Raw genomic sequence first — 24,218 nt, forward strand, 5'->3', positions numbered from 1 at the left:
TTTACATCAACAACGACAAATCGTCCCAAACGAAGATGATGTTGTCCGATCGCCAAACCGGGCCGGGATCGACGTAACGGCCTGATATCCGTCCGCCCAGCGACCGGTAAAATGCGATTGCCGGATCGTTGCCGACAACAACGCCGAGGGCAGCGCCGGGATAGTGGAGATCGGCAAGATGGCGCGCCAGTTCCCGCATCAGGCGACGGCCGAGACCCTGGCGTTTGAGCGAGGGATCGACGTAGAGAGATCGTATTTCCCCTCGCCCTTCGAAGACGGGCTGCGATGGCGCACCGACCGAGCCGATGCCGACCAACCGATCGCCCTGCTCCGCAAGAAGCACCAATTGATCACGACCGGGCTTCTCCAATGTCGCCGCCCATCTGGCTTGCCGATGGGCTTCGTCGAGGCTGCGAAAAGCTTCGGGAGACGCCAGCGTTCGATAGGTTTCGCGCCAGACGGTAACATGCAGATTGGCCATGGCCGCCGCATCGTCGGGAAGAGCCGATCGAATATTGATGTCCATCCTCGATCAGCCGCCCTTCAACACGACGCTTCGCAGCGCTCCGACAAGATAAAGCGACCCGGTCACCAAAACCCAGCCATTATTCCGCGACGCCATCGCGGTGGCACGGTCCAACGCCTTTCGCGCATCGGGTTCGGCTTCAGAGGCCATCCCCATGGATGATCCCAACGCTTGCAGCTCATCGGCCGGATAAAACCGGCCGGAGCCAGCCGCTTCCGTAAAAAGCGTATGGACAGCGTAGTGAGACAGCACCGTCAGGAACCCGAGCGCATCCTTGTCGGACGCCAGTGCAACAATGGCGATACACCCGCTGTCGAACTCGCGGTCGCGGCTGATATCCCGCAAAACGGCCTCGATATTGAACGGAACATGCGCGCCGTCCATCACCATTGGCACCATTCGCGGAGCCGTATTTGGCGCTGCGGGCAGTTCGAAGGTAAGCCGCTCCATCCGTCCCGGCAGATGCGCGCTATCCCTGACCGCCTGGTCAAGCAGCCATGCGCCGATCGCGACGCCTGCTCGAGCACCCTCGCGCGCACGTTCGCCATGCTGTCCCAAATAGTCGAGGACCAAGCCAGCCAACGCGGCATTCTTGTCCGCTATCGTGGCGTCATCGGGAAAGTCGGTGCGCAATACGCGACAACCGAGCTCATCTGCGCGTTGCTGCAAAACCCGGCCCGCAGCATCTGAGATCGGAAGTGTCGTCGCGATAGTTGCGCCGGACTTCAATATACCCACCTTCTCGCCCGCGATCGCCTCGCGCGTACTGCCGAGGATTTCCGTATGTTCGAGCTCGATATTCGTGACGACCGCAACTTCGCCGAAGACGACATTCGTGGAGTCCAGTCGGCCGCCAAGCCCGACTTCCACAACCACCCAGTCGAGACCGGCGTGCTGGAATACAAGAAAGGCAGCAGCCGTTATCATGTCGAACCAGGTGGCGTCTTCGCCGGCCGTCGCCTCCCGCTTTGCCGACTCGTAGCTGTCCAGCGTCTGTTCCAATGCCCTTGCCAGCGCCTCGTCTTCGACCGCTTGGCCTGAAACGCTGATCCGCTCATTCACACGATCGACATGCGGCGAGCCATAACGACCGGTCCCCAGCCCCGCCTGCAGCAAGGCCGCTTCGATCAGCGCAGAAACGGAACCCTTGCCCTTGGTACCGGCGACATGGATGACACGGAAGCTTCGATGAGGATTGCCGAGCCGCTGCATGAGATCGAGCATCGGATCGAGGCCGACACGCATCTCTCCGCGAGGCTTGCGCTCCCAATTGGTTAGCAGGTCAAGGCGCGACAGGACATCGGACAGTGAACGAGGCTGAGGAACTGTGGGCATGAAACACCTGCAACAAGGCTCGGGTCGGTCGCCCAGACGCGCGGCTTGATCGTCATCTCACCCGCGCTTCCCCATGGCTTGCAATTTGCTTGGCCGGGGGGCGTGGACATCGAATGTATGAACCGCAGGGAGAGCGATTGCAACCGGTGTATTTGCGGGAAAGTGCCAGCCAATCAGTTCCTTAACCGATATCCGGCCTTGAAAATCCACGCGAGGGTCCCAAGGCAGATCAAGAGGAAAAGCGTGATCATCGCGAGGCTCAGCGCCGGGTTGACGTCGGCGATGCCATAGAAGCTCCAGCGGAAGCCGCTGACAAGATAAAGGACCGGATTGAGGTGACTGACGGCCTGCCAGAAGGGCGGCAACATGTTGATGGAATAGAAGCTGCCACCAAGGAAGGTCAGCGGCGGCACCACCAGCATGGGAATGAGGTTGAGCTGCTCGAAATTCCCCGCCCAGATGCCGATCATGAAGCCGAACAGGCTGAAGGTCACCGCCGTCAACACGAAGAACAGGATCATCATGAAGGGATGTTCGATGGTGATATGCACAAAGAAATTCGCCGTCAGCAGGATGATCAGCCCGATCAGCATGCCCTTGGTCGCGGCAGCGCCGACATAGCCGAGAACGATTTCCGTCATGGCGACGGGTGCAGAAAGAACCTCGTAGATCGTGCCAGTAAACTTCGGGAAATAGATGCCGAAGGAACCGTTACTGATGCACTGCCCAAGCAGCGTCAGCATGATCAGGCCCGGCGTGATGAACGCGCCGTAGGAAACGCCTTCCACCAGTTGGATGCGCGAGCCGATGGCGGCGCCGAAGACGATGAAATAAAGCGAGGTGGAAATGACCGGCGAGACGACGCTCTGCAGCAGCGTGCGGCGCGTACGCGCCATCTCGAACGCATAGATGGATTTGATCGCCTCGAAGTTCATTTATTTTCTCCTACCAGCGATACGAAGATGTCTTCGAGCGAGCTCTGCCGCGTCGACAGGTCCTTGAAGTGAATGCCCTCGGCGGCCAGACGCGACAAAAGGGCCGCGATGCTCGACTGCTCGTGCTCGGCGTCATAATCGTAGATCAACGTCGTGCCATTCGGCCCCAGCGACAGGCCATTGCCGTCGAGAGAATGCGGAACGGCGTTCAGCGGCTGCAGCAGGTCGAGGATGAGCTGTTTGCGGCCGAGCTTGGCCATCAACGCCTTCTTCTTCTCCACCAGCAGCAGCTTGCCGTCATTGATGACACCAACGCGGTCGGCGATTTCCTCGGCCTCTTCGATGTAATGCGTCGTCAGGATGATGGTGACGCCGGAAGCCCGCAGCCGCTCAACGACATGCCACATATCTTTCCGCAACGTCACGTCGACGCCCGCCGTCGGCTCGTCCAGGAAGAGGATCTGCGGCTCGTGCGACAGCGCCTTGGCGATCAGGACACGCCGCTTCATGCCTCCGGAGAGCTGGCGGAGCATATTGTCCCGCTTGTCCCAGAGCGACAGGTCCCGCAGCACCTGCTCGATATGCGCGGGCTTCGGTTTCTTGCCGTGCAGGCCGCGCGAAAAGCTGACCGTGTTCCACACGGTCTCGAACTGATCGGTCGTCAGCTCCTGGGGCACCAGCCCGATCATGGTGCGCGTGGCGCGAAACTCCTTGACGACGTCATGACCGCCGACGGTCACTGTACCCCCGCTCGGATTGGTGATTCCGCAAACGATGGAAATCATCGTCGTCTTGCCCGCGCCATTCGGCCCGAGCAGCGCCAGAATCTCGCCCTGCTCGACGTCGAGATCAATGCCCTTTAGTGCCTGAAACCCATTGGAATAGGTTTTGGTGAGATTACGGATAGAAATGATCGGGGCCATATGGAGGCGAAGTCCGGCTTTTCTGATTAGTTTTGCGGCGTTTGCCCGCTAATATAGTTGGTCAGCGGCTTTTACCACCCAGCCTAAATGAAACAGTGTGTTCGCCTGAGGGAAAGAAACCACACCGCAGGCTGTCATTAAACCGTGACCTTCCTCGGTCATATCTTCCCCAGGTGAGCAACGACTGTCGCACTCCGCCCAACGCCTCTTGGCGACAGCGTCGGCGCCGATGATATTTGCAGATTGATTGCCTTCACATCCATATTGCAGTGCCATTGCGACATGAAGTTTCTTTTCTGGGGCCAGCAAAGATCCCCTGTCGTTGCTGTGCCCCACTCCAGCCGGCCCCCGCGCCGGCTTTTCTTTTGCCGGCAATCGATCCCCAACTACCAGTTGCCGTTGACGCCGCAGCCTGCCGGCGGCAGCGTCTTGTTTTCGAAGCGCGCCTTCAGCATCGCACAACCCTTTTCACGGATCGCGCCCGGCATCATCGAGTTGAGGCCGATGCCGACCTCATCGAATGGATCATCGGCATAGGCAACATAGGCGTACCAACGCCCGCCGATGACGAGAACGATCGCAACGAGAGCGGCAACCAGGGCCTTCCCCAACCCTCTCTTCCTTCTCGGGGCTTCTTCCATTGAACAGCTCTCCCACCTTGGCTGGCACAGTTATAGGGAAGTACAAGAAAGCGCGTAAATGCAACTTTTTGCTCACACGATTCCGCAATGATCCATTGCATTCATTCCCGCGACGCTCCTTACGCGCTCTTTGGTTTCTTCTGAGAGCGGGCCGGGCGAGCAGCGGTATTGAGTGCCACAGCGGCGCGAATGAGTGCCTTCAATGCCTCTTCATCGATGTTGTCACCCTTATGGAAATCGATGGCGCGCCTGGTGTTGCCTTCCAGGCTGGAGTTGAAAAGGCCCGAGGGGTCCTCCAACGAGGCGCCCTTGGCGAAGGTCATCTTCACGACATTCTTGTAGGTCTCGCCGGTGCAGATGATCCCGGCATGCGACCAGACCGGAACTCCTCGCCACTTCCACTCCTCGATCACTTCAGGGTCGGCCTGCTGGATGAGAGCTCGGATCCGGGCGAGCGTCTGGCCCCGCCAATCGTTCAGCTCCTTGATTCTCCCATCTATCAGATGAGAGGCAGAGTCCTCTGTCTGCCCTTCCTTCGGCTCACTCTCGGTCATGCTTGTGTCGCTTTCTTCACGGTTATAGTTGCGCTGCACTGGCGTTCACATTCGTTCGCCGGGCAATTGGCTGGCTTGTTTTATCCAGGCGGTAAGCTGAGCTTCGTCGAGCGGATCACCTTCATGGATATTGAGATAGCGCGTGTCCTTGCTTTTGGACTCGCCAGAAGGGATTGGCTTCAGCGACGTACCACGAAAGAAGGCCACCTTGACGTACTTCGTGAAGCAGTGGATGCCCAGGAACCAGCCTTCGCCTTCCATCCCATAGAGCGGCGAGTTCCATTTGACCGCCTTGCGGACCTCGGGAACCGTGCGCACGATGAGCGCGTCAAGGCGGCGGCCGATGTCGCTTTTCCAGCCCGGCATGGCCGCGATGTAGGCTTGCACGGGAGCGTCGCCATCGCCCTTCGCGATCTGCGGGTTGCCACCCGTAAGAAGGGTCGGGGCTGCATTGCTCGGTTTGGCTCCCTTCTTTGCCACCTTCGGCGACGTGACGGGCGTCTTTTCAGCCATTGCGTTCACTCCACGGATAGACGGACAACTATCAGAATAGCTGATTTTGTGATGTCGACCTACTCCCCGGCCAACACATTGCCGCCGCTGGCGCTCGGCAAATTCGGCATCACAGGCTGCAGTAACGACGCCCGCCCCTGCGATCCCTGAGGTCGAAGTGGAAATGGTTCCAGTGCTCGGCGTTGCTGCCCGGGCCAAGCACTGTGTCGAAATAATTGCAGCTATCGCTGCGCACTGCCTTCAGCAGCCGGCCTTCACGGAAGGAGAACAGCCCCTTTTTGCGCACATCGATGACGTGGCCGTTTTTCAAAACGAAGGTGCCGACGTCGATGGCATTGCCATGGGCATGTTCCGACATCGGATTGTAGCGCTGCCGGCTATTGTTCATCCGGCGGCAGGAATAGCCACCGAGCGGCACGATCGTGCCGACGCCCGTCCAATAGCGCGTGCGAGCCGCCGGCGCCAATTCGTTCTTCACCCATTTGGCGAAGGCAAGCGTTACCTGACAGTTCAGCGTCACCGCCGGCCTGACAGCGATGTTGCCGGAAAGCCCGCTCAGGGAAACCGGATAAGGAACCTGGCAGGCCGGACCATCGTTAATCGGCGGCTTGTCGTTGTAGACGACCCCCATACGCTGCAATTCCTGCCGGCAGGCAATTTCCGAGGTAGGCATGGCGCCACCAGGCGACGATTGCGGCGCCTCCTCCTGCTGTTCGATCCGCGGCATCGGATTGCCAACGCGTGGCAACATGGCGACCTGTGTATTCGGCATCTTGCGGCGGATCGGCGACTGATTGAGTTCAGCCTGTGCGGCCGGGCGTTGAATGATGGAGCGGTTGGCCTGCACCGGCGTGTCCGAGCCGATCCCGTCGACAACGGGCTGATCGGTTTCGCCCTCCGCAATGTTCTGCCCTTCCTCCTGCGCCAGCCCGACGACCGGTCCGGACTGCGCTTCCTCGCTCGGCCCTACACCAAGTTCCGCGTCCATATTGACGCCCTGAGAAGGCACATCCGACTGCTGCGCCAAGCCCTCCTGGACATCTGTGGTCGTTACGGCCTCATTGGCACCAGCCATCGGCAGGCGGCCTTGTTTGGCGGCTGCAGAGGCAGGCATCGGCGCGGCGCTCTGCCGGCTGCCAGAGAGATTATAGCTGTTGGCGTAGTTGGCCGAGGCGGAATTAACGGGCGCTTGGTCACCCTGGTAGGTGAACTGCCTCTGCGGCATGCTGCGATGGGGCTTGATCGAACCGACGCGGGCGCTGCTGTCGATGCTCGACGGTGGTATGAGGCTATCAGCCGTGCAGGCGACCAGCGCCGACGACACGAGCAGCGGCAGGACAGCCCGCCGCAGAAAGGACAAATACGCCATACTCCAGATCCGCTCCTGCTGCCCCAGCCACGGTCGGCAACTATTACGAATCTTAAATAAAAACGGTGAATGAATGCTTACCGCCCCACGAAAGTGGGACATCCGGAATGGCCTGAAGAGGCGCGAAGTATGTCTAAAAAGCTCCTCTTCAATCGACAGAGCTGTTGTCGAATACAGACGACGTCTTTCCCATCGAGATTCGATTGCGTAGGCTGAACGCCGGAATCAAAGCCTTTATCGATTGGAGCGAGTAAATGAACGACAGCGTCAAACCAAGAGGCGAATTGACCCTGCGCACGCTGGCCATGCCCGCCGACGCCAATCCTGCCGGCGACATCTTCGGCGGCTGGGTCATGGCACAGATGGACTTGGCGAGCGGCATTCGCGCCGCCGAGCGGGCCCGCGGTCGCGTCGTCACTGCCGCCGTCAAGGAAATGGCATTCGAGCTGCCCGTGAAGATCGGCGACACGTTGAGCGTCTACACCGATATCGAACGCGTCGGCCGTACCTCGATCACGCTCATCGTCGAAGCATGGGCGCATCGTTCTCGCTATGCCAAGTTGGAGAAGGTGATAGCCGGCACATTCATCATGGTGGCGCTGGACGAGACCGGGGCCCCGAAGCCGGTTCCAGCGGAAAGCTGATCGGATGGAAGCTGCCCGTACGCCCGAGGTTTACGTCTATATCAGGACGGTCATGAGCATGGTCATCGGCCTTTCGCTCGCCCAGCTCCTGATGCGCCTCGCCGGCTTCGTGCAATCGCCTGGCAAGCACCGCGTCTATCTGGTCCATCTCGGCTGGATACTGTCGATGTTCCTCTTCATCATTCATTTCTGGTGGTGGGAATATCGATTGCAGTCGGTGGCAGAGATCAGTTTCGGCGTCTATCTTTTCCTCATCTGCTTCTGCTGCCTGTTCTATTTCCTCTGCGTGCTGCTGAACCCTCCGTCGATCGAGGATTATGGCGGCTTCGAAGAATATTTCATCTCGCGCCGGCGCTGGTTTTTCGGCCTTCTTGCCGTTACCTACGCCGTCGATCTCATCGATACGCTGTTGAAGGGCGAGACCTATTTCAGATCGCTCGGCTGGGAATATCCGATCCGCAATCTCGTTTACATCGTCCTCTGCATCGTAGCCGCCATCACTGCCAATCGCCGCTTCCAGGCGGCGTTCGTGTCGGTCGGGTTGATCTATCAGATTAGCTGGATCTTCCGGCTGTATGACGTGCTCCCGGGATAGAAACCACCAGCCATGCAGGGAGCGACGCCGATATTTTGTTGCAGACCACGCATGAAAACGGCAACGGCGTCGACCGGAACGATGTCGGTAAAACGGCTGCCATTTCCATACTGTACAACCCTTGACCAGAACTACCCCGCATTGTTCAGTGCGGCCGAATATTAGCTTGCGGACGGGAGGCGCGCTTTTGAAGATCACCAGCCTTGCATTTGGATTGGCGCTAGCTCTTTCGCTCGCTCCCTTTGCTTATGCCGATGATCCCGCGCCAGGTCCCGGCGATACCACGATCGCGCTGAAATATTGGATACAATACGCACGGGATGGCAATCCGGCCGCCCAATATGGCCTCGGCTATCGCTACGCCAACGGCCAGGGCGTCGAGCACGACGATGCGAAGGCGGTCGAATGGTACCAGAAGGCGGCGGCACAGGGGAATGCCAAGGCTGAATACGCCCTCGCCTACATGTATTCCAATGGCCGCGGCATCGACAAAGACCAGCAACAGGCAAATGCCTGGTACCGCAAAGCCGCCGAACAGGGCAATGCGGATGCGCAATATGCCATTGGCTATTCCCTCGCCAACGGCCGCGGGCTGGATGTCGACAACGAGCAGGCGGCCGGCTGGTACCAGAAATCCGCCGCACTCGGCCAACCCCAGGCGCAGTATGCCCTCGGCTATATGTATGCACACGGCATCGGCGTTCACGAGGACGATACGATGGCGCTTGCCTGGTATCGCAAGTCGGCGGATCAGGGACGCAGCGATGCACAATATGCGCTCGGCTATATGTTTGATAACGGCCTCGGCACAGCCGCAGATCAAAGCCAGGCGATAGAGTGGTATCAAAAATCAGCAGATCAGGGCGATGCCCAGGGCGAATATGCGCTCGGCTATGCCTATGCCAACGGCCACGGTGTCGATCAGGACGATGCCCAGGCCTATTCCTGGTATAAGAAATCCGCCGAGCAAGGCCGCGCCGACGCGCAATATGCGCTTGGTTACAGCTTCGCCAATGGCCTCGGTGTTCCCCAGGACTATAAGCAGGCGCTGCAATGGTACCGCAAATCGGCCTCCCAGGGTCGTGCCGATGCGCAATATGCAGTCGGCTACTTCTATGCCAATGGCCAGGGCGTTCCGGTCAATGATGACGTCGCGGTCGAATGGTATCGCAAGGCAGCCGATCAAGGCGACGCCCAAGGCGAATACGCTCTCGCCTTCATGTATGCCTGCGGTCGCGGCCTCGCGAAGGATTATGGCAAGGCCTTGCAATGGTACCGCAAGTCCGCCGATCAAGGCGGCGCGGATGCGCAATATGCGCTCGGCTATATGTACGACAATGGTCAGGGCACAGCCCCGGACAAGAGCGAGGCGGTGGCCTGGTACCGCAAAGCCGCTGACCAGGGCAATGCGGACGGCCAATATGCCCTTGCCTACCTCTATTACAATGGCGACGGTGTTCCCCAGGATTATAGCCAAGCCGCTGACCTTTTCCGCAAGGCCGCCGAGCAAGGCGACGCCCGTGCCCAATACGGGCTGGGACATATGTATTACAATGGCTACGGCGTGGCGAAGGATATGAACCAGGCCTCCGATTGGTTCCATAAGGCAGCGGATCAGGGGCTACCGGAGGCGCAACACGGCCTGGGCGACATGGCAGCCGACGGCGGTGGTCTTATCAAGGATGTTGGCCCGGAGGGTGGAGAACTCGCCAAGACGAACAGCCGGAGCGAAGCGCCGGGCTGGCTTGTCCTCCGATTGCTGACGACGCTGTTGCCATAATTTATAACTTATACGTGCAAGGCGCCTTGCGCCCTCGCCCGTCGCGCTTTTAGTATTCACACATGAAGAGATCAAAGGTTGAGGAGCAGATCGTGCGTTTCAAGAGGGTGGCCGTCGGATTGCTTTTTGCGTTGGCATCCATCGGCGTCGCGCATGCCGATCGCGGGCAGAACGCCTACGACCGAGGCGACTACAAGGCGGCGCTTGACTATTGGCGCCCGCTCGCAAACAAGGGCGACGCCGCGGCGCAACTGAAACTCGGCGAAATGTATGAGGAAGGCGACGGCGTCGCGAAGGATCTCACGCAGGCGCTGAGCTGGTATCGCAAGGCAGCCGACCAGGGTAATGCCGAGGCTGAGTTCAACGTCGGCACCATGTATGACGAAGGCCAAGGTGTCGCGACGGACGACGCCAAGGCCGCCGTCTGGTACCGCAAGGCCGCGGAACAAGGCTATCGCGATGCGCAATACAATCTCGCTTTGATGTACGACAATGGCGAGGGCGTGACGAAGGACAGCGCGCAAGCTTTCGTCTGGTACAGCAAGGCAGCCAAACAGGGCGACGCGGATGCGCAGTTCAATGTCGGGGTCATGTACGACAACGGTGACGGCGTAAATCAGGACAAGAGCGAGGCTGTTGCCTGGTACCGAAAATCCGCCGATCAGGGCAATGCCGACGCGCAATACAATCTCGCTATCATGTATGACGAAGGCGACGGCGTGCCCCGAGATGACGCCCAGGCTTTAGCCTGGTATCGCAAGTCCGCTGACCAAGGGAAAATCGAGGCGGAATACAATCTCGCCGTCATGTATCGCGACGGCGAAGGTGTGCCCAAGGACGGCAATCAAGCCGTCTCATGGTTCCGCAAGGCGGCAGACCAGGGCGATGCCGAGGCACAATATAATCTCGGCGCCATGTATGCGGACGGCGACGGAATTGCCGAAGACGACGCCGAGGCCATGGTCTGGTTCCGCAAGGCGGCGGATCAAAATGACGTCGAAGCCGAGTACAATCTCGGCGTCATGTATCGCGACGGCGAAGGCGTTGCCAAGGATGGCCGCCAAGCCGTCGATTGGTTCGAAAAGGCGGCCGCACAGAACTATGCCGACGCTGCCTTCAACCTTGGCGTCATGTATCGTGACGGCGACGGCGTGCCGGTGGATTGGGCAAAATCCTTCGAATGGTTCCGCAAGGCCAAAGCCATGGGCCGCAACGACAATGAGCCCGGTGATAATGAGGAGACGCCTCCGCAGAATAGGACCATCCCGATTTGAGATAACCGAGGCCCCTGCCTTGCGCCGACGGTCCGCTATGCTTAGCTCTTGCCCGAACGGGAATCATGGATGGGAGATCGCCGGATGCGGCTCAGACAGATAGGCTTCGGACTGGCGCTGGCACTCTCGATCGCCTTTCAGGCCCATGCCGACGACGGGCAAGCCGCCTATGACAAAGGCGATTATGCCGGTGCACTCGCCCATTGGCAGCCTTTGGCGAACAAAGGCGATGCGGCGTCGCAGGATGGCCTCGGCAGCCTCTATGCGCTCGGAAAGGGCGTTCCTCAGGATTACGCCGAGGCCATTGCCTGGTTTGCCAAAGCCGCCGATCAAGGCCTGCCCAAGGCGCAATTCCATCTCGGCTATGCTTATCTCCGCGGCGACGGCGTCACGAGAGACCGCAACATGGCGATAGGCTGGTTCCGGAAAGCCGCCGCCCAGGGCTATGCGCCGGCACAGAGCATTCTCGATCAGATGAAGTGAGCCGAGGCGCTCCTGTTTAGAGCATATCCCCCAAGCTCCAGTGATTGCCCCAGCGGACGTCGATTTCGTCCTCGACATTCTGATACCGGATGTCGGTCGACAGGCGCAGACGGCCCTTCGGATCCCGATTGGTCGTGGATGCGTGGATCATGTAGGGACTGTGCAACATGATATCGCCGGCCTCATAGTCGGCGGCGAGCCAGCGTGTCTTGAAGCGCTCCGCCATGTCAGGCAGGTCTTTGGAGACCCAGCCACCTTCGGTCATGTTCTTGTTGAAGGCGCTGATACGTTCCTCCGGCGAGAGCGAGGCGCTCTTGATCGCGAACTCCTTCTCCATATCGGCGCCGATCCGGTGCGATCCCTCGAGATAGACGAGGCCGCCCATATCGACCGGAATATCGCCGATCGGAATCCAGGCAGTGACGATGCGGTTCGTGCCACCGCGCAGATAGACAAGATCATAGTGCGCGGGCGTGACGACGCTGGTGCCCGGCCGGGTGAAACGCATGATCTTGCGCTTGTGCAGATAGGAGATGCCCTGCAGGAATTCGTCCATGAAGGAGGCCAGCCGCGGCTGGGTACAGAAGCCCTCATAGGTCACCGAACGCACCAGCGACATCAACCGCCGGTCGGCCAGCGACTTGTCGGCTTCCGCCTTGGCGGCAAGACCGACCATGGGGTCCGAGCCGGGCTGCAGAAGCCCGGTGTCCATCAGATGCGCGAACACCCAGGCGCGGAAATCGAGCACATCCTGGCGCTTCAGAAATCCCTTGAGCCAGAGATAGCCATGCTCCTGATATTGCTCGCGCAGCGTCGCAATGTCGGTCGCGGCATCGGTGGGTTCGAGATAGCCGAAACGGTCTGGCGCCATCGACAGAATCTTGCCGTTCGCCTCAAGCGGCGCCCGCCCGGGCGTCGTTTCATCCAGCACGGAATGCAGCGAACCCGACATCTCAGCCCTCCCGAAATACGCCACTCGCCGGCAGCCTCTCCTCAAAGACTGAACCGGCATGCGAATCATAGGACGAATGGCGATCGCTGCCTAGCGGCCTATGCCCGCTTCATCCCCGGAAAATGAAGGAGGCGCCGACAGCGATAAGCGCGAAACCGATGGCGTGGCCCCAGGTCAGGTTTTCGCCCAGCCAGAAGACCGAGAAGCCGGAGAACACGATCAGCGTGATCACCTCCTGCATGGTCTTCAACTGCGCCGTCGAATAATAGCCAGAGCCGAGGCGGTTGGCGGGCACGGCCAGGCAATATTCGAAAAAGGCTATGGCCCAACTGCCAAGAACGGCGATCGTGATGGCCGTGCTCTTGTGCTTGAGATGGCCATACCAGGCGAAGGTCATGAAAATATTCGATGCAAACAGCATGATGACCGGCCAGACCGCGGCCGGGTTGAGGATGGAGGGCATGGTAAATCCTTTGGCCATTATGAATCGCCCACACCTTTGACCCCTCAAGGCCCGAAAATTCAAGAGCGGAGCGCTGCGCCTAAATGCAGCAGTCACGTGAATATGGAAATGGGCCGAATTGAGGCCGGCTGGAGAGTCGTGCGTTCACATGATTGCGGGGATTGCTTCACCAGCCGGAGACATGGAAGAGTGCGCGCATATTCTCCTATTCTATCTGCCAAGGAACCGACCGCCGTGATCAAGACATCCGCTGCACTGCCCGCCTCGCTCCTTCCGTCGCTTCGCATGGGATTATTCGCCATCGCCTTCGCCGTGCCGCTGTCCCCCTTGCCCATGGCATCCGCGCAGGCCCAGAGCGCGCCCGGCTCCTGTTGGTCGCTGCTGCAGAGCAAGTTCGGTCCGCAGATCGAGAAGTCGGTGAACGAGGCCGATCCCTGCAAGAAACTGCCGGGCCTCGATCACAAGGAGAAATTCGAAGTCAAGTCGCTTGACCTCTGCAGCGCGGCCGGCGGTGTGCAGGTCAACGCCCGCGCCGATCTCGCCTGCAAGTCGCATGGCATCGTCCAGGCGACGGTCAAAGGCCAGTTGGAAGCTTCGGTGACGGTCGATGTGGGCGCCTGCAAAATCACCGATTCCCATGTCGGCGTCAGCGGCCCCATCGGCGACCTGATATCCTCGGTCGGCGGGATACAGGAGCTTGCCCGCAGCTTTGCGCAGGCGAAAATTTCCGAAATCTGCGGCAAATAGGTTGGAGGCCGGCGGCTTTGAGCCGCCGGCCGTGCTCCGGCGAGGGCGCGGCGATTAGATCGGTATCGCGCTCTGGGGTTCCTCCGTCCCCTTATCGCCGAAGCGGATATCCTTCTTTTCAAAACCGAAACCGGAAAATAGCGCCACCACGGCCGCGACGATCACCAATACAATCAACAACGCAAAAGCGTAGTCGCCGTTCCAACGTGCCGCCAGGCCCGCCTGAATCGTTGCGTTGCCGGATGCGAGCAGGTTGCCGAGCTGATAGGCGAAGCCGGGGAATGTGCCGCGCACTTCATCGGGCGACAGCTCGTTGAGATGCACCGGCACGATGCCCCAGGCGCCCTGCACGAAGAATTGCATCAGGAAGGCGCCGACAGCGAGCAGCACCGGTCCGGGCGCATAGACCCATAACGGGGCGACCGGGATTGCCAGCACCGAAGCGATGACGATCGCCCGCCGCCGCCCGATGCGCTGCGACAGGGCCCCGAAAAACAAGCCGCCAATCATCGCACCAATATTGTAAACGATAGCGATAGCGCCGACGGTATAGCTGTCATACTGCCGCTGTGTCTGGAGGAAGGTCGGGTAGAGATCCTGCGTCCCGTGGCTGAAGAAGTTGAAGGCGGTCATCAACAGCACAGCCCACAGGAACAGTGGGATATTCTCGCGCAATACGGTGACGAAAGGCCTTTGCGGCGTCGCCCGCCGCTGCACGAAGGCCGGCGATTCCTGTACGTTGCGGCGAATATAGAGCACCAGCAGCGCCGGCAGCGCACCGACCATGAACATGCCGCGCCAACCGATGATCGGGAAGAGCAGGAAGAACAAGATCGAAGCCAGCAGATAGCCGGAAGGATAGCCCGCCTGCAGAATGCCGGACACGATGCCGCGCGACTCCTCGGGCACCGTCTCCATCGTCAGCGACGCGCCGACACCCCATTCACCGCCCATGGCGATGCCGAAGAATGCCCGCAATATCAGGAACATCGTCAGCCCGGTCGAAAAGCCGGTCAGGAACTCGAAGATCGAATAGAGCAGCACGTCCGCCATTAGCGTCACGCGCCGGCCGAAGCGATCGGCGGCAAGCCCGAAGATCAGCGCCCCGAGCGCCCGCATGGCGAGCGTCAGGAAGATCGCCACCGAGACAGCGGGAACATCGGTATGAAACTCCTCGGCGATATATTTGAGAACGAAGACCAATATGAAGAAATCGAAGGCATCGAGCGTCCAGCCGAGATAGGCGGCGATGACGGTGTTGCGTTGTTGCGGGGATAAAGAGCGTAAACTATCCAATGCTGACATCATGGTCCTCCGACCGGATGGCGGCGGCGAGGCGGGCAATTCCGGATGCCGTCGAAGCAAGGGGGAGCCCGGCACCGGCCGGGCGGTTCGACGCTGCGGCGGGCTTTTCCTCCAGCGCTTACGAAATTAGCTGGCGGATGTCTGGAGCAGCGTCCCGCCAACGCCTTCGTCGCCTTTCGGTTCCATCACATTTTGTGTGATCGGAAGTAGAAAAATCGACGTCTGTTTCCCTTTTGTACTCTTTCCCCCTTCACATCGGCGCTGACTCCCTCCATATTCCGCCCATGGCAAAATCACCGAAAAATTCCTCCGCCCCGACCGGTTTCGAAGAGGCGCCGCAGGCACCGTTTGAAGGTGCGCCGTTGAGCGGCAGCGTCGCAGATTGGGTCAAGCGGCTCGAGGCGGAGGCGGAAGCCAGCAGCGTCGAGAGCCAGCGCGAAATCGCCTCCAAGGCAGGCAAGCACCGGAAGAAGGTGGAGATCGCTGCATCGAAATCGGCGCGCGGCACCTCCATGGGCGGTTCGACCGACCCGAAAACACGTGCCGCTGCCGGGCTCAATCCGGTGGCCGGCATGGACACAACGCTGGAGGAGGCCGTCAATGCCGGCACGGCCGTCACTGCCACGGTCGAAGCGCTGTCGGCGCTGATCGAGAGCGGCAATCCGCTGCACAAGAACGGCAAGATCTGGACGCCGCACCGCCCTGCTCGGCCGGAAAAATCCGAAGGCGGCATCAGCATCCGCATGGCCTCGGAATACCAGCCCGCCGGCGACCAGCCGACGGCGATCCGCGACCTCGTCGAGGGCCTGGAAAACGGCGATCGCAGCCAAGTGCTGCTCGGCGTCACCGGCTCCGGTAAGACCTTCACCATGGCGAAGGTGATCGAGGAGACCCAGCGTCCGGCCGTCATCCTGGCGCCGAACAAGACGCTGGCGGCGCAGCTCTATTCCGAGTTCAAGAACTTCTTCCCGGACAATGCGGTCGAGTATTTCGTCTCCTACTACGATTACTACCAGCCGGAAGCCTATGTGCCGCGCTCGGACACCTATATCGAGAAGGAATCCTCGATCAACGAGCAGATCGACCGCATGCGCCACTCGGCGACGCGTTCGCTGCTGGAGCGCGACGACTGTATCATCGTCGCTTCCGTCTCCTGCATCTACGGTATCGGCTCGGTCGAGACCTATACGGCCATGACCTTCCAGATGAATGTGGGCGATCGGCTGGACCAGCGCCAGCTCCTGGCCGACCTCGTGGCGCAGCAATACAAGCGCCGCGACATGGATTTCATCCGCGGCTCCTTCCGCGTGCGCGGCGACACCATCGAAATCTTCCCGGCCCACTTGGAGGATGCCGCCTGGCGCATCTCCATGTTCGGCGACGAGATCGACGCCATCACCGAATTCGATCCGTTGACCGGCCAGAAGACCGGCGACCTGAAATCGGTGAAGATCTACGCCAATTCGCACTATGTTACACCCCGGCCGACGTTGAATGGCGCCATCAAGGCGATCAAGGAAGAGTTGAAGCTCCGCCTCGCCGAGCTGGAAAAGGCCGGCCGTTTGTTGGAAGCGCAGCGCCTGGAGCAGCGCACCCGCTACGATGTCGAGATGCTGGAAGCCACCGGCTCCTGCCAGGGCATCGAGAACTATTCGCGCTATCTCACCGGCCGCAATCCCGGCGAGCCGCCGCCGACGCTGTTCGAATATATTCCCGACAACGCCATCATCTTCATCGACGAAAGCCACGTCACCGTGCCGCAGATCGGCGGCATGTACCGCGGCGACTTCCGGCGCAAGGCGACGCTCGCCGAATACGGCTTCCGCCTGCCCTCCTGCATGGACAACCGCCCGCTGCGCTTCGAGGAATGGGACGCCATGCGCCCGGACACGATCGCGGTGTCGGCAACGCCGGGCGGCTGGGAGATGGAGCAATCCGGCGGCGTCTTCGCCGAACAGGTCATCCGCCCGACCGGCCTGATCGACCCGCCGGTCGAAGTCCGCTCCGCTCGCACCCAGGTCGACGACGTGCTCGGCGAAATCCGCGAGACCGCCGCCAAGGGCTACCGTACCCTCTGCACCGTGCTGACCAAGCGCATGGCCGAGGACCTGACGGAGTATCTGCATGAACAGGGCGTGCGCGTCCGCTACATGCACTCCGATATTGACACGCTGGAGCGCATCGAGATCATCCGCGATCTGCGCCTCGGCGCCTTCGACGTGCTCGTCGGCATCAATCTGCTGCGTGAAGGCCTCGACATTCCCGAATGCGGCTTCGTCGCTATCCTCGACGCCGACAAGGAAGGGTTCCTGCGCTCGGAAACGTCGCTGATCCAGACGATCGGCCGCGCCGCGCGTAACGTCGACGGCAAGGTCATCCTCTATGCCGACACCGTTACCGGCTCGATGCAGCGGGCGATGGAGGAAACCAGCCGCCGCCGCGAAAAGCAGATGGCCTATAACGAGGAAAACGGCATCACGCCGGAATCGGTTAAGGCGAAGATTTCCGACATCCTCGACAGCGTCTACGAGAAGGACCACGTCCGCGCCGATATCGGCGGCGCCTCCGGCAAGGGCTTTGCCGATGGCGGCCATCTCGTCGGCAACAACCTGCAGGCCCATCTCAACGCGCTGGAAAAACAGATGCGCGACGCCGCCGCCGACCTCGACTTCGAAAAAGCCGCCCGCCTGCGCGACGAAATCAAACGCCTCAAAGCCGCCGAACTCGCCGTCATGGACGACCCGATGGCCCGCGAAGAGGCAAGGAACATTGAAGGCGGCAAAATTGGCCGCCCCAATCCTTCGAGGCCCCGGTCCCCTTCGACAAACTCAGGAGCCTCCGCACCTCAGGATGAGGACGGAGCAGGCGCCGCATCGGGAGGTAGAGGCAACCCTCATGGTGAGGAGGCCCGCAGGGCCGTCTCGAACCATGAGGAGGAAGCGCAGCGCTCTTATTTCGCCAAGCCCACCCTCGACGAAATGGGCCCCGGCAGCGACGCCGGCACGCCCCTCTTCCGCAAAAAAACCAGTTCGGACGCCTTGTCCGGCACAGCCGGGCAAGATAGCGAATCCGAGCAAGCAAGAACTCGAGGCTATTTCCGAAGGAATAGCCTCGACGAAATGACCGTCGGCAGGACGGAAAAGCCGGTCCTCGGCAAGGTGCCGGACAAGCCGATCATCCGCGCGAAGCCGGGCGTCGGCTCCTATGAGGATGCGGTGGATGAGAAGCAGCGGAAGGGCCGGACCAAGGGCAAGACGGGGCGGCCTGGGAGGTAAGCGGATTTCAGTTTTCCAGTGGCAACTTGCGGCTCATTGCGGTCATCGCATGGACTACCCGCAGCACTTGGCAGCAGCCGCCGATCCGCAGCAGGCCGCCACTTGAGCCTGTTCAGCCAGCCACCGGTCACGCGGCTTACAACTCGCCGCGCGGGGAACGAGTTCGACATATAGCGCACCATCGCAGATGACAGGAGTCGATGCGCAATAGAGCCGCATCGGCTGCACACCATCGCTTACCTCAAAGGTCAGCTTCGCCGAGCCATCAAGCTGAACATGCTCGGAAACCTTGCGAATGATGGCAGCGAACTTGCCCGCAAGCATATAGGTGCGGTTGCCTTCCTCGATATCCCAGAGCTGCACGAAAATCTCTGCCCATGCTTCCGGATTGGCCCCGCAGTCCAGCGCTGAAAACTGCCCCGCCTTGACTTCGGTGACATGATAGCCCGGCTTCACCGACCGGCCCTCATAGCGGAATACAAGGGGCAGATCGCGGGAAGCTGCCAATGTCTCAAGCAAAAGGCCAAGGTTGATATCCGAAGATTGGACCTTGTCGATCGCATTCATTTGAGATACCCATCGTTTCAACATTTCAAGGATTATTGAATTATGGATGAACGTCAAGCTCTCGCTTCGTTCGGTGCGCTCTCGCAGGAGACCCGACTACAGATCATCCGCATGCTCGTCGTTGCCGGTCCGGACGGCATGTCGGCAGGAACAATTGCGGAAAAGCTCGAAGTATCGCCTTCGAACATCTCGTTCCATCTTAAGGAACTGGATCGAGCCGGCCTCGTCAACCAGCAGCGTGAAGCTCGCTCCATCATCTACACCGCCAATTACGATGCGCTGAGCGGCCTCGTGCGTTTCCTGATGGAAGACTGCTGCGGGGGCAATCCCGAAATTTGTGCACCAACGGCCAAGGTTGCCGCCTGCTGCGCGCCCGCAGAGGAAAAAGTTCAATGAACGTCCCGATTTGGTCTGTGGTCTGAAGCTATGACTTTGTTTCCTCTCTCGCGCCGCCTTGCCTCGGAAGCCCTCGGCGCGGCACTTCTGGTTGCGACCGTCGTCGGTTCGGGCATCATGGCGGACAGGCTGACGACTGATACGGCGCTTGCATTGCTCGCCAACACGCTTGCGACGGGTGCGATCCTTGTCGTGCTGATTACTGTGCTGGGGCCGGTTTCCGGGGCTCACTTCAACCCGGTCGTATCGCTGGTTTTCGCGCTCCGTCGCGGACTGACCGCAATGTCGGCTCTGACCTATATCGTCGCGCAAATCCTTGGTGGCATTGTCGGAACCATTCTTGCCCATGCCATGTTCGAATTGCCCTTGCTTCAAACCTCGACCACCATCCGTGCCGGCGGCGCGCAATGGCTTTCTGAAGTAACGGCCACGTTCGGCCTCATCTTCGTGATCCTCGCTGGCCTGCGATTTCGGTCCGAAACCGTGCCCTGGCTGGTCGGTCTCTATATCACCGCCGCGTACTGGTTCACGGCTTCCACTTCATTCGCCAATCCCGCCATCGCTATCGCCCGCTCGCTGACAAACACCTTTTCGGGCATCCGTCCGGTCGATCTGCCAGGCTTTATCGTCGCGGAAGTCCTGGGCGCATTGCTGGCATCGATGCTCGCTAGCTGGCTGTTGATGGAAGCCCGCAATCCTCAAACTCCTACAGAAACGGAATCCGCCCCATGAGCATGGACGTCACCATCTATCACAACCCGCAATGCGGCACGTCGCGCAACACGCTGGCGATGATCCGGAATGCCGGCATCGAACCGACTGTCATCGAATATCTGAAAAATCCGCCGACCCGCGAACAGCTCGTCAAGATGATTGTGGATGCAGGTTTGAGCGTCCGCGAGGCAATGCGCGACAAGGGCACGCCCTACGCCGAACTCGGCCTCGACAATCCGGGCCTGACCGACGATCGGTTGCTCGATGCCATGTTGAAGGATCCGATCCTGATCAACCGCCCATTTGTCATTACGCCGATCGGCACACGCCTTGCCCGGCCTTCCGAGATCGTTCTGGATATCCTGCCCGACACCCATAAAGGCTCCTTCACCAAGGAAGACGGCGAGCAGGTACTCGATGCCCAGGGCAAACGCCTTGTCTGAACGCGTGCTGCTTCCCGCCGTGCTGGCCGTCGATGCCGTCAAGCCCTCTTCCGCAAGAACACGCTAGACGAAATCACCGTCGGCAGAACGGAGAAGCCGGTACTCGGCAAGGTGCCGGACAAGCCGATCATCCGGGCTAAGCCGGGTGCCGGGTCCTATGAGGATGCGGTGGATGAGAAGCAGCGGAAGGCCCGCACGAAGGGGAAGACGGGGCGGCCTGGGAGGTGAGCCGAGTTAAATTCAAAAAATACGCACATACGGTTTGCCGCATGCGATCAAAATTAACTTAGCTGAAGTACGTAAGGGCCTATATCAAGAACGGCTTGATTTCAATAACCCTTTGTTTTTCAAAGACTCTTTGATTTGCACGTGTCGCTTATCTGATGTCGCAGATAAACCTTTTGAAGCACGCTCATCTACAATAAGAGAAGCGTTGTTCAGACGCGCATTGCTGATTGGTAACAACATCGAAAGCTGCTGTTCCTTTTTCATTTTATATCCCCTCCTTTTCTAACACAGGCTGCAGAACCAATTGCTCGCGAGTTACAAGAGAGTCTAATGGTGGCGATGCCAGCGGCCTAGCGGTCTTAGGTATAACATTCTTTAGCTTACCTGATTCTTTACGTTCAAGCTTGCCACCAAAAACTCGCGAGAAGCTGGAAGGTGACACACCGGCATACTGCAGAAACGCAACTTTCCCTTTCTCATTGGGATTGGTAGTTATAGCATCTGAATGCAGCGTCAATGCCAAACTTTTGGGATATGGGTCGATATAAATAACCGCGTCGATCCCGCTTGCCACGATGTGACGAGCGCAATTGTGGCAAGGAAATGTTGTCGTAAATAATTTAGATCCAACGATCCCACCCTTGCCCAATCTGGCGACGGAGATAATGGCCTCCATCTCAGCATGGACCGCCCTGGAAAATTCTATAAGGTTTTTGACGTCCGTGTTTCTAAGACTTTGCCTAATGTCAGATGATTTTACGGAATTCCCAACCTTCGCACTAATTTGGTCGAAAAGTTTATTCTTATGGAAGTCATTCCAACACTGGCACGCCTTCCACTTATAGCATCGATTATCTCCGGATCCGTCGTCAATATTGTAGGTCCCACCCCCAAATTTTGGCACATCGTTAGCACCTTGACCGATTACCTCGCCCGTCTTTGACACAATTACGGCACCGACCTGCCTGGATAGGCAAGCCGAATTCAAAGAAATACCGGAAGCAACCTGCATCGCATATTCATCACGCGTAGGGGTTTGAACGCCAATTCCGAAGACCAAATTTAACAAACGATCCACTGCAATCCCGACGTTATCAGTATTATCTTCGTCATTTCGGAAGAAGACATCAGCATAGTTCATCGTTTTACGAACAGATTGGCCGAAGTCCAGACCTTCATCGTAGTCAGCGTCTTTGATCTTGGAGAGATAAGAGGAGTTTGAAACATTACTCTCCAATCTCGAAATTCTCTTATCCTCGGGAGAAAATACACCTATTAACCAAAACAAATCACCGTAGACCTTTCGCAATACTGCAACTTCCTCTGGATTCTTCAAAGAATCTATTATCGCGCAGAATCGCCTGTCCTCGCCATTTTCAACATCTTTTCTGGATTTATTTATTTGATCTATACTTAAAATGGCAAGAACGTCGTTTGAATGCTTCTCTCTAAGTTTGTTGCCGATATGTTGAAGCTTTTCAACTCTCTCCGAATCTGACGCATCAACTGTGACAGAACCGACACTCTCAGCACGTTCATTAATTATGTCGCTAATCTTTATAACGTTAGTTTGGTAAGAGAAATTCTCCTCTATTTTCTTTTTAATAAGACTTGCCACCGTCGACGCACCGGATCCGATAGGCGCAACCATAGCGAAGACAAGCTCTTGCGTTCTCCGTTGATCTAAAGTGACAGGTTCTTCTTGCTCACCGCTGGCGAATGTCACAGCGGATTCTTCAATTGCTTCGCTTTTTTTATTAAGAATAATTGCCATCTACACCACCAGAATGGTTCGTTGAGTCTATCTATGCGAGCATAGTTGCATAATGTAATTCCGCGAGACAGCTAAATCCAAGATAGAAATTTCGAATTAATAATGCGTCGTGAGCGACACAATCCGTGTTAAATTGCGATATTGGATTATTTTCTAAGCCGCTGTGGGCAAGGATTGTCGCTGAACTCACCACAACAGAAAGGCTGAGTCCTTCCCCATTTGACCCTCAGCGGACGTATGCCCCATTCTCTGCTATACTCTCAAACAACCAAGACAACTCCCAAGGCATGGCCAAACCTGATCGATAGCTGAAGCGCAGGTGCCACATGACTGACGTTCAGGAAAGGCTCCTTGAAAGCAAGATCATCGAGATCGAGCAGGCCCGGTCTTGGAGTCCGCGGATCATCTCCAAATTAGAAGCGCTGATCCGCAGCGGTGACGACTTGTCCCTCTATCGCATCAATCCCCTGGCCTTCGCTCGCGACCGTGCCATCGCGGAGGCGGAAAGTATTGATCTGTTTCTCCATGCCACCCGAAACGGATTGTTCGAGATGAGCTGGGATGTGGTGTGCCCGCAATCCGGCATGGTGCTCGACAGTTTCGGCGCGCTGCGAACGTTGAAGACCCACTATGTCTGCGGTCTGTGCGACGTCAGCGGCGAAACCAACCTAGATGACTTCATCGAGGTCACCTTCACGGTGTCGCCGCACCTCCGCCGGCTGCCCTTTCATGATCCCGGCTCGCTCTCAGTCGAGGATTTTCACTGGAAGGCGCGATTCCTGAGCGACGCGCGAATACCCGGCCAACAGGTCCGCTTTCTCGATGTCCTGCAGGGACTGGTTCGTGGACTCTCTTTTCTGCCGCCTAGCTCGGTCACGACGTTGAGGGCGGAGCTCGGTCCCGGCGCCCTGGCGGGCATCAATGTCCAGACCCAGGCGAGTTTTGCATTGCCGGTCGTAGGCGAGCCGGTAACGGAGCCGACGCGCTTGCGGATCGGATATGACGGGCAACGGTTTTCCGCTTCGCTGCCGGCAGCGCCGCCCGGCCCTGTCATCATCGACGTGCAGAACTCCGGTGCCGTGCGTGGCTCGTTGCTGCTGATCAATTGGCCGCCGGAAATCCTCGCGCAGACAATCAAGCCGGCCCTCGACTTCGATCCTTACATGTCGGGCGGGATGCTGCTGGCCCGACAGACATTTCGGCGCCTGTTCCGCTCGGAAAACGTCGATGAGAAGGAAGGTCTGGGTATCCGTCAGGTGACCCTCCTGTTCACGGACATCAAGGGGTCGACCGCCATGTATGAGCGGCTTGGCGATCTCAATGCCTATGCGCTGGTTCGCGAGCATTTCGCACTGCTCGGTGCGACGGTGCAGGAGCACTCAGGCGCGATCGTCAAGACAATCGGCGACGCCGTGATGGCTGCCTTCTCTCGTCCGGCGGATGCTGTCTCGGCTGCGCTGCACATTCTGGGGGTCATCGAGCGCTACAATGCCGCGCATGGCGACCCGAGCCCTATCCTGAAGATCGGAGCCCATTGCGGCCCCTCGATCGCCGTGAGCTTGAACGAAAACCTCGATTATTTCGGCCAGACCGTCAATGTTGCCGCACGCGTGCAGTCGCTGGCTGACGCGGGGGAAATATGCATTTCCGAAGCGCTGTTTGCGGCGCCCGGTGTCAGCCAACTCCTCGCCGGTCAAAGACTGGTCGCCTTCGAAGCTCCTCTCCGGGGCGTCGAGGGAATTGCATGCGTATACCGCGTGATGCCCAATTAGACATCGCTGG

At 58.9% G+C, this 24,218-nt stretch carries 25 protein-coding genes and 1 pseudogene; 12 read left to right on the plus strand and 14 right to left on the minus strand.

The features are described 5' to 3' along the window. Position 1: 1 nt before the first annotated feature. The 8 genes from N2601_RS08125 to N2601_RS08160 form a co-directional block, all read right to left on the minus strand. Entirely contained in the window at positions 2-526 is a 525-nt protein-coding gene (locus N2601_RS08125; protein WP_104823328.1) for a GNAT family N-acetyltransferase, read from the minus strand. Positions 527-532: 6 nt separating this feature from the next. Further along, complete coding sequence (locus N2601_RS08130) at positions 533-1,861, minus strand: bifunctional folylpolyglutamate synthase/dihydrofolate synthase (protein ID WP_104823329.1); 1,329 nt, start codon at positions 1,859-1,861, stop codon at positions 533-535. A 173-nt stretch (positions 1,862-2,034) separates the two neighbouring features. Further along, the gene (locus N2601_RS08135; protein WP_104823330.1) at positions 2,035-2,796 is read right to left on the minus strand and encodes an ABC transporter permease; all 762 of its coding nucleotides are present in this window, start codon (positions 2,794-2,796) and stop codon (positions 2,035-2,037) included. Next, positions 2,793-3,719: an ABC transporter ATP-binding protein gene (locus N2601_RS08140; protein WP_104823331.1), complete on the minus strand. Its 927-nt coding sequence runs from the start codon at positions 3,717-3,719 to the stop codon at positions 2,793-2,795. The genes N2601_RS08135 and N2601_RS08140 overlap by 4 nt, the downstream gene beginning before the upstream one ends. A gap of 386 nt (positions 3,720-4,105) precedes the next feature. Further along, entirely contained in the window at positions 4,106-4,330 is a 225-nt protein-coding gene (locus N2601_RS08145; protein ID WP_445944994.1) for a hypothetical protein, read from the minus strand. Between the two features lie 149 nt (positions 4,331-4,479). Next, on the minus strand, positions 4,480-4,914 hold the full coding sequence (locus tag N2601_RS08150; RefSeq protein WP_104823333.1) for a DUF1801 domain-containing protein: 435 nt from the start codon (positions 4,912-4,914) through the stop codon (positions 4,480-4,482). Between the two features lie 45 nt (positions 4,915-4,959). Further along, positions 4,960-5,427, minus strand: coding sequence for a DUF1801 domain-containing protein (locus N2601_RS08155; protein WP_104823334.1), 468 nt, complete (start codon positions 5,425-5,427; stop codon positions 4,960-4,962). 109 nt (positions 5,428-5,536) lie between these two features. After that, positions 5,537-6,796: an extensin-like domain-containing protein gene (locus N2601_RS08160; protein WP_104823335.1), complete on the minus strand. Its 1,260-nt coding sequence runs from the start codon at positions 6,794-6,796 to the stop codon at positions 5,537-5,539. 254 nt (positions 6,797-7,050) lie between these two features. On the opposite strand from N2601_RS08160, the gene N2601_RS08165 reads away from it, so the two are divergent. The 5 genes from N2601_RS08165 to N2601_RS08185 all read left to right on the plus strand — a co-directional run bounded on the left by N2601_RS08165 (position 7,051) and on the right by N2601_RS08185 (position 11,572). Beyond that, positions 7,051-7,440, plus strand: a complete 390-nt coding sequence (locus N2601_RS08165) for an acyl-CoA thioesterase (RefSeq protein ID WP_104823336.1) — start codon at positions 7,051-7,053, stop codon at positions 7,438-7,440. Between the two features lie 4 nt (positions 7,441-7,444). Beyond that, positions 7,445-8,035: a hypothetical protein gene (locus N2601_RS08170; protein WP_260303883.1), complete on the plus strand. Its 591-nt coding sequence runs from the start codon at positions 7,445-7,447 to the stop codon at positions 8,033-8,035. Positions 8,036-8,222: 187 nt separating this feature from the next. Continuing rightward, positions 8,223-9,815: an SEL1-like repeat protein gene (locus N2601_RS08175; protein WP_104823338.1), complete on the plus strand. Its 1,593-nt coding sequence runs from the start codon at positions 8,223-8,225 to the stop codon at positions 9,813-9,815. A gap of 92 nt (positions 9,816-9,907) precedes the next feature. Then, complete coding sequence (locus N2601_RS08180) at positions 9,908-11,089, plus strand: SEL1-like repeat protein (RefSeq protein WP_104823339.1); 1,182 nt, start codon at positions 9,908-9,910, stop codon at positions 11,087-11,089. Positions 11,090-11,173: 84 nt separating this feature from the next. Then, positions 11,174-11,572 (plus strand): tetratricopeptide repeat protein, encoded by a 399-nt coding sequence (locus N2601_RS08185; protein ID WP_104823340.1) that lies wholly within the window; start codon positions 11,174-11,176, stop codon positions 11,570-11,572. 16 nt (positions 11,573-11,588) lie between these two features. Here the strand turns inward: N2601_RS08185 and N2601_RS08190 are convergent, their stop codons facing one another. Together N2601_RS08190 and N2601_RS08195 are read right to left on the minus strand one after the other, a co-directional pair. Beyond that, positions 11,589-12,524 (minus strand): phytanoyl-CoA dioxygenase family protein, encoded by a 936-nt coding sequence (locus N2601_RS08190; protein WP_104823341.1) that lies wholly within the window; start codon positions 12,522-12,524, stop codon positions 11,589-11,591. A 109-nt stretch (positions 12,525-12,633) separates the two neighbouring features. Further along, a complete protein-coding gene (locus N2601_RS08195) occupies positions 12,634-12,987 on the minus strand; it encodes a DMT family protein (protein WP_104825119.1) in 354 nt (117 codons plus the stop codon). 234 nt (positions 12,988-13,221) lie between these two features. On the opposite strand from N2601_RS08195, the gene N2601_RS08200 reads away from it, so the two are divergent. Then, entirely contained in the window at positions 13,222-13,734 is a 513-nt protein-coding gene (locus N2601_RS08200) for a hypothetical protein (protein WP_245463839.1), read from the plus strand. Between the two features lie 54 nt (positions 13,735-13,788). Here the strand turns inward: N2601_RS08200 and N2601_RS08205 are convergent, their stop codons facing one another. Then, a complete protein-coding gene (locus N2601_RS08205; RefSeq protein WP_104823343.1) occupies positions 13,789-15,039 on the minus strand; it encodes an MFS transporter in 1,251 nt (416 codons plus the stop codon). A 284-nt stretch (positions 15,040-15,323) separates the two neighbouring features. Between N2601_RS08205 and uvrB the strand changes: the two genes are divergently transcribed. Beyond that, positions 15,324-18,314 carry an excinuclease ABC subunit UvrB gene (gene uvrB / locus N2601_RS08210; RefSeq protein WP_104823344.1) on the plus strand — a complete coding sequence of 997 codons (2,991 nt, stop codon included), beginning with the start codon at positions 15,324-15,326 and terminating at the stop codon, positions 18,312-18,314. Positions 18,315-18,368: 54 nt separating this feature from the next. Here uvrB and N2601_RS08215 read toward each other — a convergent pair whose 3' ends face one another. Next, a complete protein-coding gene (locus N2601_RS08215; RefSeq protein ID WP_104823345.1) occupies positions 18,369-18,881 on the minus strand; it encodes a DUF6428 family protein in 513 nt (170 codons plus the stop codon). 42 nt (positions 18,882-18,923) lie between these two features. Here N2601_RS08215 and N2601_RS08220 point away from each other — a divergent pair, with 42 nt between their 5' ends. The 4 genes and pseudogenes from N2601_RS08220 to N2601_RS08235 form a co-directional block, all read left to right on the plus strand. Further along, positions 18,924-19,277, plus strand: coding sequence for an ArsR/SmtB family transcription factor (locus tag N2601_RS08220; RefSeq protein WP_104823346.1), 354 nt, complete (start codon positions 18,924-18,926; stop codon positions 19,275-19,277). 30 nt (positions 19,278-19,307) lie between these two features. Next, complete coding sequence (locus tag N2601_RS08225; RefSeq protein WP_104823347.1) at positions 19,308-20,009, plus strand: aquaporin; 702 nt, start codon at positions 19,308-19,310, stop codon at positions 20,007-20,009. Then, positions 20,006-20,434 carry an arsenate reductase (glutaredoxin) gene (gene arsC, locus N2601_RS08230; protein WP_104823348.1) on the plus strand — a complete coding sequence of 143 codons (429 nt, stop codon included), beginning with the start codon at positions 20,006-20,008 and terminating at the stop codon, positions 20,432-20,434. The genes N2601_RS08225 and arsC overlap by 4 nt, the downstream gene beginning before the upstream one ends. A 39-nt stretch (positions 20,435-20,473) precedes the next feature. Next, positions 20,474-20,662: pseudogene (locus N2601_RS08235) on the plus strand (hypothetical protein); the annotation flags it as partial. 84 nt (positions 20,663-20,746) lie between these two features. Here the strand turns inward: N2601_RS08235 and N2601_RS08240 are convergent. After that, entirely contained in the window at positions 20,747-20,926 is a 180-nt protein-coding gene (locus N2601_RS08240; protein ID WP_158704458.1) for a hypothetical protein, read from the minus strand. A gap of 1 nt (position 20,927) precedes the next feature. Beyond that, positions 20,928-22,436: an anti-phage dCTP deaminase gene (locus N2601_RS08245; protein ID WP_104823349.1), complete on the minus strand. Its 1,509-nt coding sequence runs from the start codon at positions 22,434-22,436 to the stop codon at positions 20,928-20,930. Positions 22,437-22,762: 326 nt separating this feature from the next. On the opposite strand from N2601_RS08245, the gene N2601_RS08250 reads away from it, so the two are divergent. After that, positions 22,763-24,208, plus strand: coding sequence for an adenylate/guanylate cyclase domain-containing protein (locus N2601_RS08250; RefSeq protein WP_104823350.1), 1,446 nt, complete (start codon positions 22,763-22,765; stop codon positions 24,206-24,208). Positions 24,209-24,218: the final 10 nt, after the last annotated feature.

This window comes from Rhizobium sp. CB3060, from assembly GCF_025200735.1.
Taxonomy (GTDB): domain Bacteria; phylum Pseudomonadota; class Alphaproteobacteria; order Rhizobiales; family Rhizobiaceae; genus Rhizobium.

Coding starts and splice junctions, on each gene's coding strand:
- N2601_RS08165 (WP_104823336.1), top strand. CDS start 7,051: ATGAACGACAGCGTCAAACCAAGAGGCGAATTGACCCTGCGCACGCTG.
- N2601_RS08125 (WP_104823328.1), bottom strand. CDS start 526: ATGGACATCAATATTCGATCGGCTCTTCCCGACGATGCGGCGGCCATG.
- N2601_RS08135 (WP_104823330.1), bottom strand. CDS start 2,796: ATGAACTTCGAGGCGATCAAATCCATCTATGCGTTCGAGATGGCGCGT.
- N2601_RS08170 (WP_260303883.1), top strand. CDS start 7,445: ATGGAAGCTGCCCGTACGCCCGAGGTTTACGTCTATATCAGGACGGTC.
- N2601_RS08160 (WP_104823335.1), bottom strand. CDS start 6,796: ATGGCGTATTTGTCCTTTCTGCGGCGGGCTGTCCTGCCGCTGCTCGTG.
- uvrB (WP_104823344.1), top strand. CDS start 15,324: ATGGCAAAATCACCGAAAAATTCCTCCGCCCCGACCGGTTTCGAAGAG.
- N2601_RS08140 (WP_104823331.1), bottom strand. CDS start 3,719: ATGGCCCCGATCATTTCTATCCGTAATCTCACCAAAACCTATTCCAAT.
- N2601_RS08250 (WP_104823350.1), top strand. CDS start 22,763: ATGACTGACGTTCAGGAAAGGCTCCTTGAAAGCAAGATCATCGAGATC.
- N2601_RS08150 (WP_104823333.1), bottom strand. CDS start 4,914: ATGACCGAGAGTGAGCCGAAGGAAGGGCAGACAGAGGACTCTGCCTCT.
- N2601_RS08215 (WP_104823345.1), bottom strand. CDS start 18,881: ATGAATGCGATCGACAAGGTCCAATCTTCGGATATCAACCTTGGCCTT.
- N2601_RS08155 (WP_104823334.1), bottom strand. CDS start 5,427: ATGGCTGAAAAGACGCCCGTCACGTCGCCGAAGGTGGCAAAGAAGGGA.
- N2601_RS08190 (WP_104823341.1), bottom strand. CDS start 12,524: ATGTCGGGTTCGCTGCATTCCGTGCTGGATGAAACGACGCCCGGGCGG.
- N2601_RS08205 (WP_104823343.1), bottom strand. CDS start 15,039: ATGTCAGCATTGGATAGTTTACGCTCTTTATCCCCGCAACAACGCAAC.
- N2601_RS08220 (WP_104823346.1), top strand. CDS start 18,924: ATGGATGAACGTCAAGCTCTCGCTTCGTTCGGTGCGCTCTCGCAGGAG.
- N2601_RS08225 (WP_104823347.1), top strand. CDS start 19,308: ATGACTTTGTTTCCTCTCTCGCGCCGCCTTGCCTCGGAAGCCCTCGGC.
- N2601_RS08130 (WP_104823329.1), bottom strand. CDS start 1,861: ATGCCCACAGTTCCTCAGCCTCGTTCACTGTCCGATGTCCTGTCGCGC.
- N2601_RS08245 (WP_104823349.1), bottom strand. CDS start 22,436: ATGGCAATTATTCTTAATAAAAAAAGCGAAGCAATTGAAGAATCCGCT.
- N2601_RS08240 (WP_158704458.1), bottom strand. CDS start 20,926: ATGAAAAAGGAACAGCAGCTTTCGATGTTGTTACCAATCAGCAATGCG.
- arsC (WP_104823348.1), top strand. CDS start 20,006: ATGAGCATGGACGTCACCATCTATCACAACCCGCAATGCGGCACGTCG.
- N2601_RS08195 (WP_104825119.1), bottom strand. CDS start 12,987: ATGCCCTCCATCCTCAACCCGGCCGCGGTCTGGCCGGTCATCATGCTG.
- N2601_RS08185 (WP_104823340.1), top strand. CDS start 11,174: ATGCGGCTCAGACAGATAGGCTTCGGACTGGCGCTGGCACTCTCGATC.